Here is an 18,779-nt window from a genome sequence, read left to right as displayed (position 1 = left end):
AGCGGGTGCCCCTTTGAACCTTGGGAGTTAGGCACCATGACCCAATCGTCTGTGGAGCCCAAGACCACCGCGGAAGAGGCCGGCGACGGCTCTCTCACCCCCGCGGGGCGTTCTTGGCTCGATCGGTACTTCCACATAACGCACAGAGGATCCAACGTCGGCAACGAGGTTCGTGGCGGTATCACAACCTTCATGGCCATGGCGTACATCCTCCTGCTCAACCCCCTGATCCTCTCCGGCAAGGACGTCGCCGGAAACACCATGGCCCCCGCGGCCCTGATCACGGCCACCGCGTTCGCGGCGGCCCTGACCACGCTCCTCATGGGCTTCGTCGGCAAGGTGCCGCTCGCCCTCGCGGCGGGGCTGTCCGTCTCCGGCGTGCTCGCCTCGCAGGTCGCGCCGCAGATGACCTGGCCGCAGGCCATGGGCATGTGCGTGATGTACGGCGTGGTGATCTGTCTCCTGGTCGTCACCGGCCTCCGCGAGATGATCATGAACGCGATCCCCCTCGCGCTCAAGCACGCCATCACCATGGGCATCGGCCTCTTCGTCGCCCTCATCGGACTCGTGAAGGCCGGCTTCGTCGGCGCGGGTCCCGAGTTCGGGCCCCCGGTTCAGCTCGGCGCCGTCGGTGAGCTCGCCGGCTGGCCCGTCCTGCTCTTCTGCGTCACCCTGCTCTCCATCTTCATGCTGCAGGCCCGCAAGGTCCCCGGCGCCATCCTGATCGGCATCGTGGGCGGCACCGTCCTCGCCGCGATCCTGAACGCCATCGTGGACATCGACCCGAAGGCCTGGAAGAACGGTCCCCCCGAGCTCTCCGGCTCCGCGGTCTCGATGCCCGACTTCTCGCTGTTCGGCAAGGTCGAGTTCGGCGGCTGGGGCGACGTCGGCGTCATGACGATCGGCATGATCGTCTTCACCCTCGTGCTCGCCGGCTTCTTCGACGCGATGGCCACCATCATCGGCGTCGGCACCGAGGCCAAGCTCGCCGACGACCAGGGCCGCATGCCGGGCCTGTCGAAGGCGCTGTTCATCGATGGCGCCGGTGGCGCCATCGGTGGCATCGCGGGCGGCTCCGGTCAGACCGTCTTCGTCGAGTCCGCCACCGGCGTCGGCGAGGGTGCCCGCACGGGTCTCGCCTCCGTCGTCACCGGCCTCTTCTTCGCCGCCTGCCTCTTCTTCACCCCGATCACGCAGATCGTGCCCGGCGAGGTCGCCTCCGCGGCCCTGGTCGTCATCGGCGCGATGATGATGCAGAACGCCCGCCACGTGGACTGGGCCGACACGGCCACCGCGATCCCGGTCTTCCTGACCGTCGTGATCATGCCGTTCACCTACCAGATCACCGCCGGTGTCGCCGCGGGTGTCATCTCCTACGTGGCCATCAAGGTCGCCCAGGGCAAGGCCCGCGAGATCGGTGCCTTCATGTGGGCGCTGACCGGCATCTTCCTGGTCTACTTCGCGCTCCACCCGATCGAGGGCTGGCTCGGCGTCGGCTAAGCCGACCCGGACGCCCGCGCACCAAGCCGCAATCTCCACGTATCCGATACTGGAAACCGAACCTCTCCGAGGAGGCCCGCATGCTGGACATCGCCGAGGAACTGAACCGGTGGGTCGAGCAGGGACGTGATTTCGCCGTCGCCACGGTCGTGGCGGTCGGCGGGAGCGCGCCCCGGCAGCCCGGAGCCGCCCTCGCCGTCGACGGCGACGGGACGGCCATCGGCTCGGTCTCCGGCGGATGCGTGGAGGGTGCGGTGTACGAACTGTGCCGACAGGCGCTGGAGGACGGCGAGCCCGTCCTGGAGCGCTTCGGGTACAGCGACGACGATGCCTTCGCCGTGGGCCTGACCTGCGGCGGGGTCATCGACATCCTCGTCACCCCGGTCGCCGCGGACGCTCCCGTGCGGGAGGTGTTCGCGGCCGCGCTGGCCGCCGCCGCCCGCGGGGAGGCGGCGGCGGTGGCCCGGATCGCCGAGGGCCCGGCCGAGCTGATGGGCCGCGCCGTGGTCGTGCGGGCCGACGGCTCCCACGAGGGCGGCTTCGGGGGACACCCCGAGCTGGACCGCACGCTCGCCGAGGAGGCCCGCGCCATGCTGGACGCCGGTCGGACCGGCGTGCTGGAGGTCGGCGCGGACGGCCGGCTGTGCGGGGAGCCGCTCAAGGTGCTGGTCGAGTCCAGCGTCCCGCCCCCGCGGATGATCGTCTTCGGTGCCATCGACTTCGCCTCCGCCCTCGTGCGCATCGGCAAGTTCCTCGGCTACCACGTCACCCTGTGTGACGCCCGGCCCGTGTTCGCCACGAAGAACCGTTTCCCCGACGCGGACGACATCGTGGTGGACTGGCCGCACCGCTACCTGGAGGCCCAGGTCGACGCCGCAGCCGTCGACGCCCGGACGGTCCTGTGCGTGCTCACCCACGACGCGAAGTTCGACGTCCCGCTCCTCGAACTGGCCCTCCGGCTTCCCGTCGCCTACGTCGGCGCCATGGGCTCCCGCCGCACCCACGAGGACCGCAACAAGCGGCTTCGCGAGGTCGGCGTGAGCGAACTCGAACTCGCCCGCCTGCGCTCCCCGATCGGCCTGGACCTCGGCGCCCGCTCCCCGGAGGAGACCGCGCTGTCCATCGCCGCCGAGATCGTCGCGAACCGCCGCGGCGGCACCGGCGCCGCCCTGACGGGCGCGCGCATCCCGATCCACCACGACGGATCGAACACCGTGGTGGGACGGATAGGTTCCGTCGCTTGAAGGGCCGGCGCCTGCCCGTGCCGGGCGGCCGCACCACCGCCCCGCACGCGGGGCGTGCCCCCGGGCGGGCGTACGGATCCGGCCACTATGGGGTGACCGGTCCGCGATGACCGATTAGTCTCCCGATCATGGTGGACATCCGCGAGGTACCCGAGGCCGAGATCGACCGCGCTCTGGAGCTCGCCTACCTGGTCTTCCACGACCGCCCCGACCGCGACCGCCGGGCACTGCACCACGCCCTGCTGACCCGGTGCGCCCGCATCGGCGCCTACGACGGGGACGCGCTGGTCGGCTTCATGGCCGCGCACCACTTCCGGCTCTCCGTGCCCGGGGCGGACCTCGCCTGCCCCGGGCTCACCTTCGTGTGCGTCGCCCCCACGCACCGCCGCCGCGGCGTCCTCACCGCCCTGATGGACGAACAACTGCGCCGGACCGCCGCCGCCGGCGGGCCGATCGCGGCGCTGTGGGCCTCCGAGGCCGCCATCTACGGCCGCTTCGGCTACGGCGCCGCCACCCAGGGCGTCACCATCGAGATCGACTCCACCCGCCCCCTGGCGCTGCGCGTCGCCCCCGACCGGCGCCCGCTGCGCCTGGTCGATCCCGCCGACGCGGCGGACCTCGTCGGCCCCTGCCACGAGGCCGCCCGCGCGGCCCGGGCCGGCCGGCCGCGCCGCAGCGCGGAGCGCTGGGCCGACGAGTGGCTCGGCGAACGCGACGAGGAGGACGAGGAGTTGAGCCCGCCCCGGACCGTCGTCCTCGGCGAGCCCGGCGAACCGATCGCCGGGTACGTGCTCTACCGCACCAAGTCCGCCTCCCCGGCGGGGGACGGCGGGCCCCGCGGCCCGGGCCTGGTGCGCGTGGACGAACTGGAGGCCGACACCCCGGCGGTCGCCGCCGCCCTGTGGGAGTGCGTGTCCTCCCTCGACCTGACCGGCAAGGTCAGCGCCTGGGGGCGCCCCGTCGACGACCCGCTGCTGCACTTCGCCGCCGACCGGGACCAGGTACGGGTCACCGCCCAGTTCCCGGCGCTGTGGCTGCGCCTGGTCGACGTGCCGGCGGCGCTGACCGCCCGGGCGTGGGCCGCGCCGGTGGAACTGGTGCTGGAGCTGTCCGACCCGCGACTGCCCGCGAACGCCGGACGGTACCGGCTCAAGGCCGGACCGGACGGAGCCGCCTGCGAGGCCGCCCGGGCAGCGCCCGACCTGGTGCTGGACGTGCGCGAACTGGCCGCCTGCTACCTGGGCGGGACCCGGGTGGTCGAGTTGGTCGCCGCCGGGCTGGTGGAGGAACGGGTCCCGGGCGCGGCGGCCGCGTTGGACGCGGCGCTGCGGACCGAACTGCTCCCGCACACCGCGGACGAGTTCTGAGCGGGCGCGCCGGCGCAGCCGCGTACGGCGACGGTCGCGGGCACGCGGTCGGCAGGCAGGCGGGCGGTCCGGGCGGTCGGGCGGGCAGGCGGGGGCGGGCGAGCGGACCGCCCCCGCCTGCCGGTCAGTGGGGCAGCGAGATCCGGGCGGCGGACATCCCGAAGCCGTCGCTCCAGGCGCCCGCGCCCAGGCCGACCGGCAGCTCGTGCAGGTCCTCCGGCCGGTAACGGGCGATCTTCTCGTGCCAGTTGAGGATGCCCGCGTGCCAGTCCTTGAGCTCGGCGACGTACGCGTCGAGCGCGGTCCGGGCCTCCTCGCCCAACTTCCAGTCGTCGTAGAGCAGCGGCATCTGGGTCGCGACGATGTGCTCGAACTCCTCGGTCCGCTGCGTCATCAGCGCGTGGCAGATGTGCAGGGCCTCCGGGTAGCCGATGTCGAAGAAGTTCCGGGTGACGAGGATGTAGTTGTGCACCTCGCCCTCGACCTCCACCTCCTTCTGGTAGGAGTAGACGTCGTTGATCATGCAGGCGGCGTCGGCGACGGCGTTCTCCAGCGACCGGATGGTGCCGGAGGCGTAGATCTCGTCGGGGATGCCGCGGTTCTGGTGGCCGAGCCGGCACAGGTACATCGTGAGGTGGGAGCCGAAGGTGTGTCGGCGCATCTCCGCGTAGTCGACCGGGTCGGGGATGCGGTTCAGGACCTGGTTCTCCACCTCCCACAGCCAGCTCTTCAACATGCTGACCAGCGTCGCCCGGAACTCCGTGCGCTGTTCGTGGGACATGCCCGCGCTGGTGCGCACCCACAGGTCGCCGAGCCCGCGCTCCATCGCCGTCACCGGCTCCGCCTGCTCCGCGTGGTCGACGGGGATCATGGCGATCAGCCGGGCCGTGGTGGCCTTGGCCGCGGTGAGGTTCTTCGCCTGGGCGAAGACCACGGGGTAGTAGTCGTCCCCGTACGTGCCCCAGCTCAGCCAGCACGCGTTGAGGGCCAGGGCCTGCGGGGTGGCGTCGGGGTCGATCCCGGCGGAGCAGACGGCGAAGTCGTAGCCCCGCAGCTTGCGTTCGGACCAGATCGCCGAACCGGGGTCGCCCGGCTGCGGGTCCAGCATCCCCATCGCCTTGCACCAGGCGACCGACTCCTCGCGGGCGTGCGCCAGGTGCGGGCTCAGCGAGAGCCGGTGGGGCATGTAGATGTCGGGGATGACCGAGGGCCCGGTCTTCTCGAACGGCACGTGGGTGAAGGAGCGGCGGCGCAGGTCCGCGGAGCGCTGTGTGAACAGGGACCGGACGTCGAGCGCGGTGGTGCCGAGCCCGGCGGGCATGAACGGGAGGCTGAGCGGGGCGGTGGCCCGGGCCTCCTTGTTCATGTAGCGGCTGGAGACCATGTGCCACTCGTGGCCGCCGGACTGCCAGTCCTGGAGGCCCTTCGCGTAGGCGAGGACGGCGGCGACCTCGGCCGGGTTCATCGCGTGGTCGGCGAAGAGCTGGGGCAGTTCGGCGAGGGCGGTCTGCTCGAACTGGTGGAGGCGGGAGGTCAGGAGGTCGTTGGAGGCCTCGGCCGCCTCCTGGGTGGAGCAGCCGAGGAAGGTCTCCAACACGAGGATGGCGTTGGAGAGTTCGCCCTCGTCGGCGACCTCGCGCTCGTAGGAGAAGATGTCGTTCCTGATGTGCACGGCGTCGGAGAAGGCGTCGCGCAGCACCGCGAGCGGCCGCGCGTGCGCGACGCGCGCCGGGACCTCCGCGCTGACGTACTCGATCAGGCCGGCCGACCAGGGGGCGCCGCCCACCTTGCGGCGCATCTCGATGTATTCGAGCGGGTTGGCCACCCGCCCGATGTTGATGTTGGCGAGTTCCCACATCGACTCGTTGAGGAGGTTCCGGGTCGATTCGGAGAACCGTTCCCGCCAGTCCGCGGACATCGCGGGGACGGTCCGCAGCCACAGGTCCTTCAGGCCCGCCTCCACCGGGTTGGTCGCCTCGGGGAAGCCGTCGGAGAGGTCCATCGGCATGAAGCCGGCGAGCCGGTCGAGGTACGCCTTGGCGCCGTCCCGGTCCTGGGAGCGCTTGTACATCTCCAGGAAGTGGTCGTCGAAGAAGAAGACCCACACGTACCAGTCGGTGACCAGGTTCAGCGCGTCGACGTCGCAGTCGGGGTGCGTGTACGCGCACAGCAGGGCGTAGTCGTGCGATTCGAGGTCGCTCTCCTCCCAGACGCCGGACCCCTCCAGCATCTCGAAGTCGCGGGCCCACTGCCTGGTGTGGGTGCGCGCGGCTTCCAGATGGGGGTTCAGTCGCGCCGGATAAGGCACGTAGAAATCCGGCAGTTGAAACGGCTGTGTCACGGCGGGGTAGGCCTTTCGGTCCGAGGGTGCGGAGGCCTTCGGCTGCGGCCCCCCGCACGAGATCAGCAGGCACCTACCCCTGGTGCAGGAGGGACAAGGGGGATTTCACTGCTTCAGGTGACGGAAGTGCCGTTCCGCGACATGGGGTCCTGACGGGGGATAGGGATCCGGTCGTTCGTGTCGAACGGCCGGACCGATGTCCTGTTCATCTAGATTTCCTCCCCTATGTAAATCCCATACGGGAGGAAGCGGCGATGTCTTCGATCGATCTGAGCAAGGTGCTGGACAAGGCGTGGGAGGACAAGCCGCTCGCGGACGTCCTCGCGGCGCCGGTGGCGGCCCTGAAGGGCGTCACCGACCGGGACGGCGAACTGCTCCAGGAGGCGTTCGGGGTCAAGACCGTCGCCGACCTCGGCCAACTGAAGTACGCCCGGTGGGCGGCGGCGCTCGTCGCGCTGAACACCACGACCAAGTAGGCGACCGGCCCGCGCCCCGCCCGCGGTCCGGGCGGGCGCAGGGCGGGCCGCAGAAGAGCGCGTCCTCCCCGCCCCGACGACGGGCGAGGAGGACGTTCGTCGCTCCGGTGGCGCGAGGGCGGGCCGGGACTCCCCGGCCGCCGCCCGGCCCTACTCGGCCTCGCCCTCCAGGTTGCCCTCGGTGTCCAGGTATACCTGGCGCAGCTCTTCGAGGATCCGCGCGTCCGGCTTCTCCCACATGCCGCGCGACTCCGCCTCCAGGAGCCGCTCGGCGATGCCGTGCAGGGCCCAGGGGTTGGCCTCCTCCAGGAAGGCGCGGTTCTCCGGGTCCAGGACGTACGTCTCGGTCAGCTTGTCGTACATCCAGTCCGCGACGACGCCCGTCGTGGCGTCGTACCCGAAGAGGTAGTCCACCGTCGCCGCGAGTTCGAAGGCGCCCTTGTAGCCGTGGCGACGCATCGCCTCGATCCACTTCGGGTTGACCACCCGGGCGCGGAACACCCGGGAGGTCTCCTCCACCAGCGTGCGGGTCTTGACCGTCTCCGGGCGGGTGGAGTCCCCGATGTACGCCTCGGGCGCCGTGCCCCGCAGGGCGCGCACGGTGGCGACCATGCCGCCGTGGTACTGGAAGTAGTCGTCCGAGTCCGCGATGTCGTGCTCGCGGGTGTCCGTGTTCTTCGCGGCGACGGTGATCCGCTTGTACGCCGTCTCCATCTCGGCGCGCGCCGGACGGCCCTCCAGGCCGCGACCGTACGCGTACCCGCCCCACACCGTGTAGACCTCGGCGAGGTCGGCGTCCGTGCGCCAGTCGCGGGAGTCGATCAGCTGGAGGATGCCGGCGCCGTACGTGCCCGGGCGCGAGCCGAAGATACGGGTCGTCGCCCGCCGCTCGTCGCCGTGCTCGGCCAGGTCCGCCTGGGCGTGGGCCCGGACGAAGTTCCGGTCGGCCGGCTCGTCCAGCGAGGCCGCGAGCCGCACCGCGTCGTCCAGCAGACCGATGACGTGCGGGAACGCGTCCCGGAAGAAGCCCGAGATGCGCAGGGTGACGTCGATGCGCGGCCGGCCCAGCTCGTCGAGCGGGATCGGCTCCAGGCCGGTGACCCGGCGCGAGGCCTCGTCCCAGACCGGACGCACGCCCAGCAGCGCCATGGCCTCCGCCACGTCGTCGCCGGAGGTCCGCATCGCGCTGGTGCCCCACAGGGACAGGCCGACGGACGGGGGCCACTCGCCGTTGTCCGTGCGGTAGCGGTTCAGGAGGGAGTCGGCCAGCGCCTGACCGGTCTCCCACGCCAGCCGGGACGGCACGGCCTTCGGGTCGACGGAGTAGAAGTTCCGGCCGGTCGGCAGCACGTTGACCAGGCCGCGCAGCGGCGAGCCGGAGGGGCCCGCCGGGACGAAGGAACCGTCCAGGGCGCTGACCACGTGGGCGATCTCGTCGGTGGTGCCGGCCAGGCGCGGGACGACCTCGCGGGCCGCGAAGTCCAGCACCGCCGCCACGTCCGCCGAGTGAGCGGCGGCGACCGAGGCCACCGCCTCCGGAGCCCAGTTCGCGTCCTCCATCGCCTGGACCAGCGCGCGGGCCGTCTCCTCCGCCTCGTCGGCGGAGGTGCGGGTGGCCGCGGACTCGTCCAGTCCGAGCGCCTCGCGCAGGCCCGGCAGGGCCGTCGTACCGCCCCAGATCTGGCGGGCGCGCAGGATGGCGAGCACCAGGTTGACCCGGGCCGTACCGGTCGGGGCGCCGCCCAGGACGTGCAGGCCGTCGCGGATCTGGGCGTCCTTGACCTCGCACAGCCAGCCGTCGACGTGCAGCAGGAAGTCGTCGAAGCCGTCGTCGTCGGGGCGCGCCTCCAACCCCAGGTCGTGGTCCAGCTTCGCGGCCTGGATCAGGGTCCAGATCTGCGCGCGGATCGCCGGCAGCTTCGCCGGGTCCATCGCCGAGATCTGCGCGTACTCGTCCAGGTGCTGTTCCAGGCGCGCGATGTCGCCGTACGACTCCGCGCGCGCCATCGGCGGCACCAGGTGGTCGACCAGGGTGGCGTGCACCCGGCGCTTGGCCTGGGTGCCCTCGCCCGGGTCGTTGACCAGGAACGGGTAGATCAGCGGCAGGTCGCCGAGGGCGGCGTCCGGGGCGCAGGACGCGGACAGGCCCGCGTTCTTGCCCGGCAGCCACTCCAGGTTGCCGTGCTTGCCCAGGTGGATCATCGCGTCGGCGCCGAAGCCGCCGTCCTCGGCGCGCGCCTGGATCCAGCGGTACGCGGCCAGGTAGTGGTGCGAGGGCGGCAGGTCCGGGTCGTGGTAGATCGCGATCGGGTTCTCGCCGAAGCCGCGCGGCGGCTGGATGAGGATCAGCAGGTTCCCGCGGCGCAGGGCCGCGAGGACGATGTCGCCCTCGGGGTTGGCGGAGCGGTCCACGAACATGTTGCCGGGTGCCTCGCCCCAGTGCTCCTCGACGCTCGCGCGCAGATCGGCCGGGAGCTCCCCGTACCACCGCTTGTAGTCGGCGGCCGGGATGCGGACGGGGTTGCGGGCCAACTGCTCCTCGGTGAGCCAGTCCTGGTCGTGGCCGCCGGCCTCGATCAGGGCCCGGATCAGCTCGTCGCCGTCACCCGAGACCAGGCCCGGGACCTCTTCGACGGGGCCGAAGTCGTAGCCGCCGGCGATCAGCGTGCGCAGCAGCTCCACGGCGCTCGCCGGGGTGTCCAGGCCGACCGCGTTGCCGATCCGGGAGTGCTTCGTCGGGTACGCCGACAGCACCAGCGCGATCCTCTTGTCGCGGCGCTCGATGTGCCGCAGCCGCGCGTGGCGCACCGCGATCCCCGCGACCCGGGCGGCCCGCTCGGGGTCGGCCACGTAGGCGGGCAGCCCGTCCTCGTCGAGCTCCTTGAAGGAGAACGGGACGGTGATCAGACGGCCGTCGAACTCCGGCACCGCGACCTGGGTCGCGGCGTCGAGCGGGGACAGGCCCTCGTCGTTCTCCTCCCAGGCGCTGCGCGACCCGGTCAGGCACAGGGCCTGGAGGATCGGCACGCCGAGCCCGGCCAGCGCGCCCGCGTCCCAGGACTCGTCGTCACCGCCCGCCGAGGCGGTGGCGGGCTTGGTGCCGCCCGCCGCGAGAACGGTGGTGACGACCGCGTCGACGGACTCCAGCTCGGCGATCAGGCCCGGCTCGGGCGTGCGCAGCGAGGAGACGTACAGCGGGAGCGCCTGCGCGCCCTGCGCCTCGACGGCCTCGCACAGGGCGTGCACGAAGGAGGTGTTGCCGCTCATCTGGTGGGCGCGGTAGTAGAGCACCGCGACCTTGGGGCCCTCGGTGCGCTGCGGGGTGCGCTCCAGCGGGCCCCAGGTGGGCGCCGCGGCCGGGGGCTCGAAGCCGTGACCGGTGAGCAACACGGTGTCGGAGAGGAAGCGGGCCAGCTGGTCCAGGTTGGCGGGGCCGCCGTGCGCGAGGTAGCCGTGCGCCTCGGCGGCGATGCCGATCGGGACCGTGGAGGCCTCCATCAGCTGGGCGTCCGGGGCCTGTTCGCCGGTCAGCACGACCACGGGACGGGTCTGGTCCGGGGCCAGCAGCAGGTCGAGACCGTCCTGCCAGGCGCGCAGACCGCCCAGGAGGCGTACGACGACCAGGTCGGCTCCGTCGAGGAGGCCCGGCAGGTCGGCCAGGGGAAGGCGGGAGGGGTTCGCGAACCGGTACGGGACGGGGCCGTCCGCGGCGCGGGCGCTGAGCAGATCGGTGTCGGACGTCGACAGCAGCAGGATCATGCGGCGGCAGCCTTCCTCGGGGTTTCCGCGCCCCGGGCAGTGAGGACAGCGGGAGTTCCTGACTCACCCCGCGGATCGCTCCCCGGGGTTCACAGTGGCGGGACCGCGCCGGAATCACACCGGGCTTCCTCCCATGTCGCCGTCCTCGGCGACGGCGGGCCGTGCGGCCCGCCGGTGGTCATCTTAGGGGGGCGGCGTGCGCGGCTCCGTTGCCGGGGGCCCTGCCCCGGGGCACGGGTGTCCCAAACCCCGGCGGGCCGGAAAGTGGCTGGTGGGGGCGGAGAGGGCGGTGGGCGCGGGGCGGGGCGGCCCGGGCCCCCGGGGTGGTGACGGACACAGGTCGGGGGGCGGCAATCCTGGGTATGCTCGCGGCCATGCCCACGCCCCCCTCCGCCGCATCGCGGGAGAAACCCGTCATACGGGACCGCGGTGACGCCTGCCCCGGCGCGCTGCGGCTGCACGCGGCGGACGACGGCTTCCTGGCCCGGGTGCGGATCCCGGCGGGTCTGCTCACGGCCCCGCAGGCCGAGGCCCTGGCGCTCGCCGCGGACCGCTTCGGGGACGGGCACCTGGAGATCACCTCGCGCGGGAACGTCCAGCTGCGCGGCCTCGCCGAGGACTGCGGTGCGGGCCCGGCGGAACTCTTGGACGCCGCCGGGCTGCTGCCGGCGCCCGCCCACGAGCGGGTGCGGAACATCGTGGCGACCCCGATGGCGGGGCTGGAGGGGCCGCACCGGCCCGACGCGCTCGCCTGGGCCCTGGCCTTCGACCGGCTGCTCTGCGCGAGCGCCGGGGCCACCGCCCTGTCCGGGCGGTTCCTGTTCGCCTTCGACGACGGACGCGGGGACGTCGCGGCCCTCGGCCCCGACGTGACCGTGCTCGGCCGGCCCGACGGACGGGCGCTGATCCGGCTCGGCGGGGCCGCCGACGCCGTGGAGGTCACCGCGCCGGACGCGCCCCGGGCGGCGCTGCTGGCCGCCGCGTACTTCCTCGACACCGCCGCCGCAGCCGGCACCCGCGCCTGGCGGGTCTCCGAACTGCCCCCCGAACACCCCCTGGAAGCAGCCGAGTTGGCCCGACGCTGTGCGGCCGCGGGGATCGAGGCGGTGGACGCGGGCACACGGGCCTGGCCGTACGCCCCGCCGCCCGCGCCCGCGGGGCCCGACGCCGACGGCCGCGGCGCCCTGTGCGTCCTGCCCCCGCTGGGCCGGGCGAGCACCGCGCAGTGGCGGGTCCTCGTCGAGGTCGCGGAACAGGGCCGCGGACACCTGCGCGTCACCCCGTGGCGCGGCGTCGTACTGCCCCCGGGCGACGCCCCCTGGGCCGCCTCCGTCAGGGCCCGCATCGAGGACGCCGCACTGGTGCTCGCCCCCGACGGCCCCTGGCAGTCCGTCACCGCGTGCACCGGGCGCCCGGGTTGCGCGAAATCCCTCGCGGACGTGCGCGCCGACGCGCGGGCCGTCGTGGACCTCGCCCGCGGCCCGCTGCCCGTCCACTGGTCGGGCTGCGAGCGGCGCTGCGGACACCCGCGCGGCACCGCCTGGGTGGACCTGGTCGCCGGCCCGACCGGCTACCGGCTCGCCGCGCCGGGCCGCCCCGCACGCCACCACCTGCCGGACACCCCCACCGAACTTGCCGCGGCCCTCGCGGACGCCCGCACCACCCCACCAGCCCCCGAACCCGCAGTGAAGAAATGAGCGAGTGCCCCGTGTTTGAGTACGAGAAGGACGGCGCGGCCATCTACCGCCAGTCCTTTGCCACGATCCGCGCCGAGGCGGACCTCTCCGGGCTGCCCGCCTCGGTCGCCCAGGTCGCGGTGCGCATGATTCACGCCTGCGGGATGACCGACCTGCCCCAGGACCTCGGGTACACCCCGGACGTCGTCCTGCGGGCGCGCGCCGCGCTGGAGGCCGGCGCGCCGATCCTGTGCGACGTGCAGATGGTCGCGAGCGGGGTCACCCGCAAGCGGCTGCCCGCCGACAACGAGGTGATCTGCACCCTCTCCGACCCGGCCGTGCCGGAACTCGCCGCCCGGATGGGCACCACGCGCAGCGCCGCGGCCCTCGAAGTCTGGCGCGACCGGGGCCTGTTGGAGGGCTCGGTCATCGCCGTCGGCAACGCCCCGACCGCCCTCTTCCGCCTGCTGGAGATGATCGAGGAGGGCGCGCCGCGCCCCGCCGCCGTCATCGGCGTCCCCGTCGGCTTCATCGGCGCGGCCGAGTCCAAGGACGCGCTCGCCGCCCACCCCTCGGGCCTCGACCACCTGATCGTGCGGGGCCGGCGGGGCGGCAGCGCCATCGCCGCCGCGGCCGTCAACGCCATCGCGAGCGTGGCCGAATGAGCGCCGCCGACGTGACCCCCGGACGGCTCTACGGCGTCGGCCTCGGCCCCGGCGACCCCTCCCTGATGACCCTGCGCGCCGTCGAGGTGATCGCGGAGGCGGACGTCGTCGCGTACCACTCCGCCCGCCACGGCCGCTCCATCGCCCGCTCGATCGCCGCGAAGCACCTGCGCGCCGACCACGTCGAGGAACCGCTGGTCTACCCGGTCACCACCGAGACCACCGACCACCCCGGCGGCTACCAGGGCGCGATGGAGGAGTTCTACGAGGCCTCCGCCGCCCGCCTGGCCGCACACCTCGACGCCGGCCGGACCGTCGCCGTGCTCGCGGAGGGCGACCCGCTCTTCTACGGCTCGTACATGCACATGCACAAGCGCCTCGCGGACCGCTACCGGGCCGAGGTGATCCCCGGCGTGACCTCGGTGAGCGCCGCCGCCGCCCGCCTGGGAACCCCGCTGGTGGAGGGCGAGGAGGTGCTGACCATCCTGCCCGGCACCCTGCCCGAGGAGGAGCTCACCGCCCGGCTCGCCGCCACCGACTCGGCGGTCGTGATGAAGCTCGGCCGCACCTTTCCCGCGGTGCGCCGGGCCATGGAGAACAGCGGCCGGCTCGCCGAGGCCCGCTACGTCGAGCGCGCCACCATGGCGGGCGAGCGCACGGGTCTGCTCGCCGACACCGACCCCGACAGCGTCCCGTACTTCGCCGTCGCCGTGGTGCCCAGCCGGATCGGCAACCCGGGCAGCGTGCCGTCCGGCCCCGGCGAGGTCGTCGTGGTCGGCACCGGACCGGCCGGCCCGCTGTGGCTGACCGCCGAGACCCGGCGCGCACTGGCCGACGCCGAGGTGCTGGTCGGGTACACGACCTACCTGGACCGCGTCCCGGTGAAGCCGGGGCAGGTCCGGCACGGCTCCGACAACAAGGTGGAGTCGGAGCGCGCCGAGTTCGCGCTGGACCTCGCCCGCCGCGGCAAGCGGGTCGTCGTGGTCTCCGGCGGCGACCCCGGCGTCTTCGCGATGGCCACGGCCGTCCTGGAAGTCGCCGGTCAGGACGCCTACAAGGACGTGCCGGTACGGGTCCTGCCGGGCGTGACCGCCGCCAACGCCGCGGCCGCGGCGGCCGGGGCGCCGCTCGGCCACGACTACGCCACCGTGTCGCTCTCCGACCGGCTCAAACCGTGGGAGGTCATCGCCGAGCGGCTGCGCGCCGCCGCCGCGGCCGATCTGGTGCTCGCCCTGTACAACCCGGGCTCGCGCAGCCGCACCTGGCAGGTCGCCCAGGCCAGGGAACTCCTGCTGGAACTGCGCTCCCCGCAGACCCCGGTGGTCGTCGCGCGGGACGTCGGCGGCCCGGAGCAGTCGGTGCGGATCGTGACCCTCGCCGAACTGGAGCCGGCCGAGGTGGACATGCGCACGATCCTGCTGATCGGTTCCTCGCAGACCCAGGTCACCGAGCGGGCCGACGGCTCCCGGGTGACGTGGACCCCGCGCCGCTACGCCTGACCGGTCTGACCGGTCAGACCGGTCTGACCGGTCGACGCGAGAGCCGGGCCCCGGGGCGATGACGCCCCGGGACCCGGTCGCTCGGGCGGTTCAGCCGTGGCCGCGCCGGGTTCAGGCGTGGAAGCCGGTCAGCCGGGCCAGCGCCGCCTCGACGGAGTCCGCCTCCGACACGCCCTCGGGCACCGGGGGTCGCCGTACGACCAGCACCGCGATGCCCGCCTCGCGGGCGGCGACGAGCTTGGGGGCGGTGGCGTCGCCGCCGCTGTCCTTGGTCACCAGGACGTCGATCCGGTGCCGGGCCAACAGCTCCCGCTCGTCGGCGAGGCCGAACGGCCCCCGCGCGAGCAGCACTTCGAGGCGCGGCGGCCGCTCCCCGTCCGGCGGGTCCACCGAACGCACCAGGAACCAGGGCTCGGTGAGGTGCGCGAAGCGGTGCAGGCCCATCCGGCCCGTGGTCAGGAACACCCGGCGGCCCTTCTCCGGGAGCAGGGCGGCGGCCGCGTCGAGGGAGTCGACGAACGTCCAGTCGTCGCCGGGGCCCGCGGTCCAGCCGGGGCGGCGCAACGCGAGCAGCGGCACGCCGGTGAGTTCCGCCGCCCGCGCCGCGTGGAAACTCATCCGCTCCGCGAAGGGGTGGGTGGCGTCGACGAGGTGGGTGACCCGGTGGGTGGTCAGCCAGGCCGCCAGCCCCTCGACCCCGCCGAAGCCGCCGATGCGGGTATCGCCCGGCGGCAGCACGGGCGCGCCGACCCGGCCGGCCAGGGAGGTCGTCACCCGCAGCGGGGTCCGCTCCAGCGCCTCCGCGAGCCGGCGGGCCTCCGTCGTGCCGCCCAGGATCAGCAGGTGACCGGAGTCTCCTTCAGCAGACATGCCGGTCGCGTTCGGCGGAGTACAGGTGACTGTCGCGGAACTGCTCCGCGACCAGCGTGCGACCCACCACGATCACTGCGGTGCGCACCAGCCCGGCGGTTTTCACCTGCTCCGCGATGTCGGTCAGGGTGCCGCGCAGGATCAACTCGTCGGGGCGGCTGGCCATCGCGACCACCGCGACGGGGCAGTCCGCCCCGTAGTGCGGCAGCAGTTCCTCGACGACCCGGTCGACGTACCGCGTCGCCAGGTGCAGGACCAGCAGCGCGCCGCTGCGGCCGAGCGTCGCCAGGTCCTCCCCGGGCGGCATCGGGGTGGCCTGCTGGGCGATCCGGGTCAGGATCACGGTCTGCCCGACGGTGGGCACGGTCAACTCCCGCTTCAGCGCGGCGGCCGCCGCGGCGAACGCCGGTACGCCCGGGACCACCTCGTAGGGGATGCCGGCCGCGTCGAGGCGCCGCATCTGCTCGGCGACCGCGCTGAAGATCGACGGGTCGCCGGAGTGCAGCCGTGCCACGTCCAGGCCCGCCTCGTGCGCCCGGGTGAACTCCGCGACGATCTCGTCCAGGTTGAGCCGGGAGGTGTCGATCAGGCGGGCGTCGGCGGGGCATTCGGCCAGCAGCTCGCGCGGCACCAGGCTGCCCGCGTACAGGCAGACGGGGGCGGCGGCCAGCGTCCGGGCACCGCGCACGGTGATCAGGTCGGCGGCGCCGGGGCCCGCGCCGATGAAGTACACGGTCATGTCTGGTCCTTCTCGTTCTCGTACTCGGTCGTCCGGTCCGTCGTCGGGTGCGGTTTGGTGACCGACCACTGGGTGACCGCCATCGCCTGCCGCCAGCCCGTGAAGCCGCCGACCGGCACCGCGTGCGCGACGGCCAGCTTGACCAGTTCGCCCCCGCGGCGGCGGTAGTGGTCGCCGAGCACCGCCTCCGACTCCAGCGTGACCGTGTTGACGACCAGCCGGCCGCCGGGCGCCAGCGCCGTCCAGGCCGCGTCGAGGAGACCGGGCGCGGTCAGGCCGCCGCCGATGAACACCGCGTCGGGGGCGGGCAGTCCGATCAGCGCGTCGGGGGCGGCGCCGAGGACGACCCGCAGGCCGGGCACGCCGAGGGCGGCGGCGTTGCGGGTGATGCGTTCGGCCCGCTCGGGGACGCGTTCCACGGCCACCGCCCGGCAGGAGGGGTGGCTGCGCATCCACTCGATGCCGATGGAACCGGAACCGCCGCCGATGTCCCACAGCAACTCGCCGGGGGCCGGGGCGAGGGCGCACAGGGTCGCGGCCCGCACGTGCCGCTTGGTGAGCTGGCCGTCGTGCTCGTACGCGGTGTCGGGCAGGCCGGGCGTGGAGCCGATCCGGGGCGCCGGGGAGGCCGGGTCGCGACGGCAGTCCACGGCCACCACGTTCAACGGGTCGCCCGGCGGCCGGTCCCAGCCGTCCGCGTGGCCCTCGTACGCGTCCTCGTGCTCGGAACCGAGCTGCTCCAGCACCCGCATCCGGCTCGGGCCGAAGCCCCGCTCCCGCAGCAGTGCGGCGATCTCGCCCGGCGAGCCGGCGCCCGCGCTGAGCACGAGCACCCGCCGGCCCTCGTACAGGGCGGCGGCGAGCCGGGCCACGGGGCGGCCGACGACCGTGACGACGTCGGTGTCCTCCACCGGCCAGCCGAGCCGGGCGCAGGCGTACGACACCGAGGAGGGGTGCGGGAGGACGTGCAGGGCGTGCGGTCCGAGTTCCTCGCAGAGGGCGCGGCCGATCCCGTAGAACATGGGGTCGCCGCTGGCCAGCACCGCGATCCGGCGGCCCGCGTGCTCGGCCGTCAGTTTCGGGACGGCCGGGCGCAGCGGGCTGGGCCAGGCGACCCGTTCGCCGGGGCAGGCGTCGGCCGGCAGCAGGTCCAGTTGGCGGGGCCCGCCGATCAGCACCTCGGCGGAGGTCAGCGCGGTCCGCGCGGCGGCGGTGAGCCCGGCCCAGCCGTCGGCGCCGAGGCCGACGACCGTCACGGGGAGGGCGGGGGGTGCGGAGCTCACTGCGTGGACCTCGGGGGAGGGGAAGCGGATGGACCCGCAGCCTACTGGCCTGCGCGTGTGCCCGCCCCCCGGGGTGACGGGGCCCACGTGCGGGCCCGTGTGCCGGCCCTGCGGGACCCATGGTGTTACCCTCAGTAACCACGTCGTCGTGAGGGAGTCGAGATGCCCGGCTGGAACGTCAGGAACATCCCCGACCAGAGCGGCCGCACCGCCGTCGTGACCGGGGCCAACAGCGGCATCGGGCTGATCGCGGCCCGCGAGCTGGCCCGCGCCGGGGCCGGGGTCGTCCTGGCCTGTCGCAGCGCGGCCCGGGGCAGGGCCGCGGTGGTGCGGTTGCGGACCGAGGTCCCCGGCGCCGACGTGGAGTTCATGCCGCTGGACCTCGCCGACCTCGGCTCCGTGCGGGAGTTCGCCCGGGACTGGTCGCGGGCCCACGACACCCTGGACCTGCTCGTCAACAACGCCGGCGTGATGGCCCTGCCCCACGGCCGCACCGCCGACGGCTTCGAGAGCCAGTTCGGGATCAACCACCTCGGTCACTTCGCCCTGACCGGGCTGCTCCTGCCCCGTGTCCTCGCCGCCGGCGACGGGGCGCGGATCGTCAACCTCTCCAGTGCCTTCCACGCCCTCGGCGACCTCGACCACGACGACCTCAACTCCGAACGCGGATACCGGCGCTGGATCGCCTACGGGCGCTCGAAGACCGCCAACCTCCTGTTCACCCACGAACTGTCCCGGCGCCTGGCGGCCGCCGGCTCCGGGATCGTCACGGCCGCCGCCCACCCCGGCTACGCCTCCACCAACCTGCACGTCGGGGCGGCCCCCCGGGCCGGGCGCACCCTCACGTCCCGGATCGCCGTCGCCGCGAACGCCGCCGTCAACGCCGTCGGCATCGCCGTCGTCGCGCAGTCCGCCGAGGCCGGCGCGCTGCCCACCCTGTACGCGGCCACCGCCCCCGGGGTCCGGCCCGACGCGTTCATCGGGCCGAGGCTCGGCTGGCGCGGGGCGCCCGCCCGGTCCTGGCGGGCCAAGTGGACCCTCGACGACGCGTCCGGGGAGCGGCTCTGGAGCGCCTCCGAGAAACTGACCGGGGTGTCGTACCCGTGGCCGGCGCGATGAACGGCCACCGCCTCCGGGGCCGACGGCCGACATCCGCCCCCGGCAGGCCCTTGACGCGCGCCGCGGCCGCCGTCACGGGCGCCCCGAAGTGAGCCCGTCCGCCCCCGGGACGCCTCCGGGCGCCCCGGACGGGCCCTGAACCGGGCCCCGCCGTCCCCGGACACTCGGCGGCATGGACGACGACGCTACGGACAACCACCCAGCCCCCGGGCTCCCTCCGAGGCGCAGGCGCACCCGGCGC

At 73.9% G+C, this 18,779-nt stretch carries 13 protein-coding genes and 1 riboswitch; of the genes, 8 read left to right on the top strand and 5 right to left on the bottom strand.

Going from position 1 to position 18,779, the window contains the following annotated elements:
- Positions 1-36 precede the first annotated feature (36 nt).
- From OG906_RS08765 to OG906_RS08755, 3 genes are all read left to right on the top strand, one after another.
- Positions 37-1,500 carry an NCS2 family permease gene (locus OG906_RS08765; RefSeq protein ID WP_329441509.1) on the top strand — a complete coding sequence of 488 codons (1,464 nt, stop codon included), beginning with the start codon at positions 37-39 and terminating at the stop codon, positions 1,498-1,500.
- Between the two features lie 80 nt (positions 1,501-1,580).
- A complete protein-coding gene (locus tag OG906_RS08760) occupies positions 1,581-2,744 on the top strand; it encodes an XdhC family protein (protein ID WP_329441507.1) in 1,164 nt (387 codons plus the stop codon).
- Between the two features lie 128 nt (positions 2,745-2,872).
- On the top strand, positions 2,873-4,111 hold the full coding sequence (locus OG906_RS08755) for a GNAT family N-acetyltransferase (RefSeq protein WP_329441505.1): 1,239 nt from the start codon (positions 2,873-2,875) through the stop codon (positions 4,109-4,111).
- Between the two features lie 124 nt (positions 4,112-4,235).
- Here the strand turns inward: OG906_RS08755 and OG906_RS08750 are convergent, their stop codons facing one another.
- Positions 4,236-6,452: a terpene synthase family protein gene (locus tag OG906_RS08750; RefSeq protein ID WP_329441503.1), complete on the bottom strand. Its 2,217-nt coding sequence runs from the start codon at positions 6,450-6,452 to the stop codon at positions 4,236-4,238.
- A 254-nt stretch (positions 6,453-6,706) separates the two neighbouring features.
- On the opposite strand from OG906_RS08750, the gene OG906_RS08745 reads away from it, so the two are divergent.
- The gene (locus OG906_RS08745) at positions 6,707-6,928 is read left to right on the top strand and encodes a hypothetical protein (RefSeq protein WP_053681386.1); all 222 of its coding nucleotides are present in this window, start codon (positions 6,707-6,709) and stop codon (positions 6,926-6,928) included.
- A gap of 150 nt (positions 6,929-7,078) precedes the next feature.
- Here OG906_RS08745 and cobN read toward each other — a convergent pair whose 3' ends face one another.
- Positions 7,079-10,687 carry a cobaltochelatase subunit CobN gene (gene cobN / locus OG906_RS08740; protein WP_329441498.1) on the bottom strand — a complete coding sequence of 1,203 codons (3,609 nt, stop codon included), beginning with the start codon at positions 10,685-10,687 and terminating at the stop codon, positions 7,079-7,081.
- A gap of 52 nt (positions 10,688-10,739) precedes the next feature.
- A riboswitch (cobalamin riboswitch) is annotated at positions 10,740-10,839 on the bottom strand.
- Positions 10,840-11,061: 222 nt separating this feature from the next.
- Between cobN and OG906_RS08735 the strand changes: the two genes are divergently transcribed.
- The 3 genes from OG906_RS08735 to OG906_RS08725 are packed head-to-tail and all read left to right on the top strand — an operon-like array spanning position 11,062 to position 14,527.
- Complete coding sequence (locus OG906_RS08735; RefSeq protein ID WP_329441496.1) at positions 11,062-12,384, top strand: cobalamin biosynthesis protein CobG; 1,323 nt, start codon at positions 11,062-11,064, stop codon at positions 12,382-12,384.
- On the top strand, positions 12,381-13,028 hold the full coding sequence (locus tag OG906_RS08730; RefSeq protein WP_267795996.1) for a precorrin-8X methylmutase: 648 nt from the start codon (positions 12,381-12,383) through the stop codon (positions 13,026-13,028). The genes OG906_RS08735 and OG906_RS08730 overlap by 4 nt, the downstream gene beginning before the upstream one ends.
- On the top strand, positions 13,025-14,527 hold the full coding sequence (locus OG906_RS08725) for a precorrin-2 C(20)-methyltransferase (protein WP_267795997.1): 1,503 nt from the start codon (positions 13,025-13,027) through the stop codon (positions 14,525-14,527). Before OG906_RS08730 ends, OG906_RS08725 begins: the two co-directional genes overlap by 4 nt.
- Positions 14,528-14,638: 111 nt before the next feature.
- Here the strand turns inward: OG906_RS08725 and OG906_RS08720 are convergent, their stop codons facing one another.
- Genes OG906_RS08720 through cbiE form a run of 3 tightly spaced genes read right to left on the bottom strand, consistent with a single transcriptional unit; the run spans position 14,639 to position 17,419 of the window.
- A complete protein-coding gene (locus OG906_RS08720) occupies positions 14,639-15,397 on the bottom strand; it encodes a cobalt-precorrin-6A reductase (RefSeq protein ID WP_329441492.1) in 759 nt (252 codons plus the stop codon).
- Positions 15,387-16,136 carry a precorrin-4 C(11)-methyltransferase gene (gene cobM, locus OG906_RS08715; protein ID WP_329441490.1) on the bottom strand — a complete coding sequence of 250 codons (750 nt, stop codon included), beginning with the start codon at positions 16,134-16,136 and terminating at the stop codon, positions 15,387-15,389. Before cobM ends, OG906_RS08720 begins: the two co-directional genes overlap by 11 nt.
- Entirely contained in the window at positions 16,133-17,419 is a 1,287-nt protein-coding gene (gene cbiE / locus OG906_RS08710) for a precorrin-6y C5,15-methyltransferase (decarboxylating) subunit CbiE (RefSeq protein ID WP_329441488.1), read from the bottom strand. The genes cobM and cbiE overlap by 4 nt, the downstream gene beginning before the upstream one ends.
- Before the next feature lie 162 nt (positions 17,420-17,581).
- On the opposite strand from cbiE, the gene OG906_RS08705 reads away from it, so the two are divergent.
- Positions 17,582-18,538, top strand: a complete 957-nt coding sequence (locus OG906_RS08705; protein ID WP_329441486.1) for an oxidoreductase — start codon at positions 17,582-17,584, stop codon at positions 18,536-18,538.
- Positions 18,539-18,779: the final 241 nt, after the last annotated feature.

The organism is Streptomyces sp. NBC_01426, from assembly GCF_036231985.1.
In the GTDB taxonomy this organism is placed as follows: domain Bacteria; phylum Actinomycetota; class Actinomycetes; order Streptomycetales; family Streptomycetaceae; genus Streptomyces.
The sequence above is the reverse complement of the archived record's forward strand: the minus strand, read 5'-3'. Positions and strand labels throughout refer to the sequence as shown.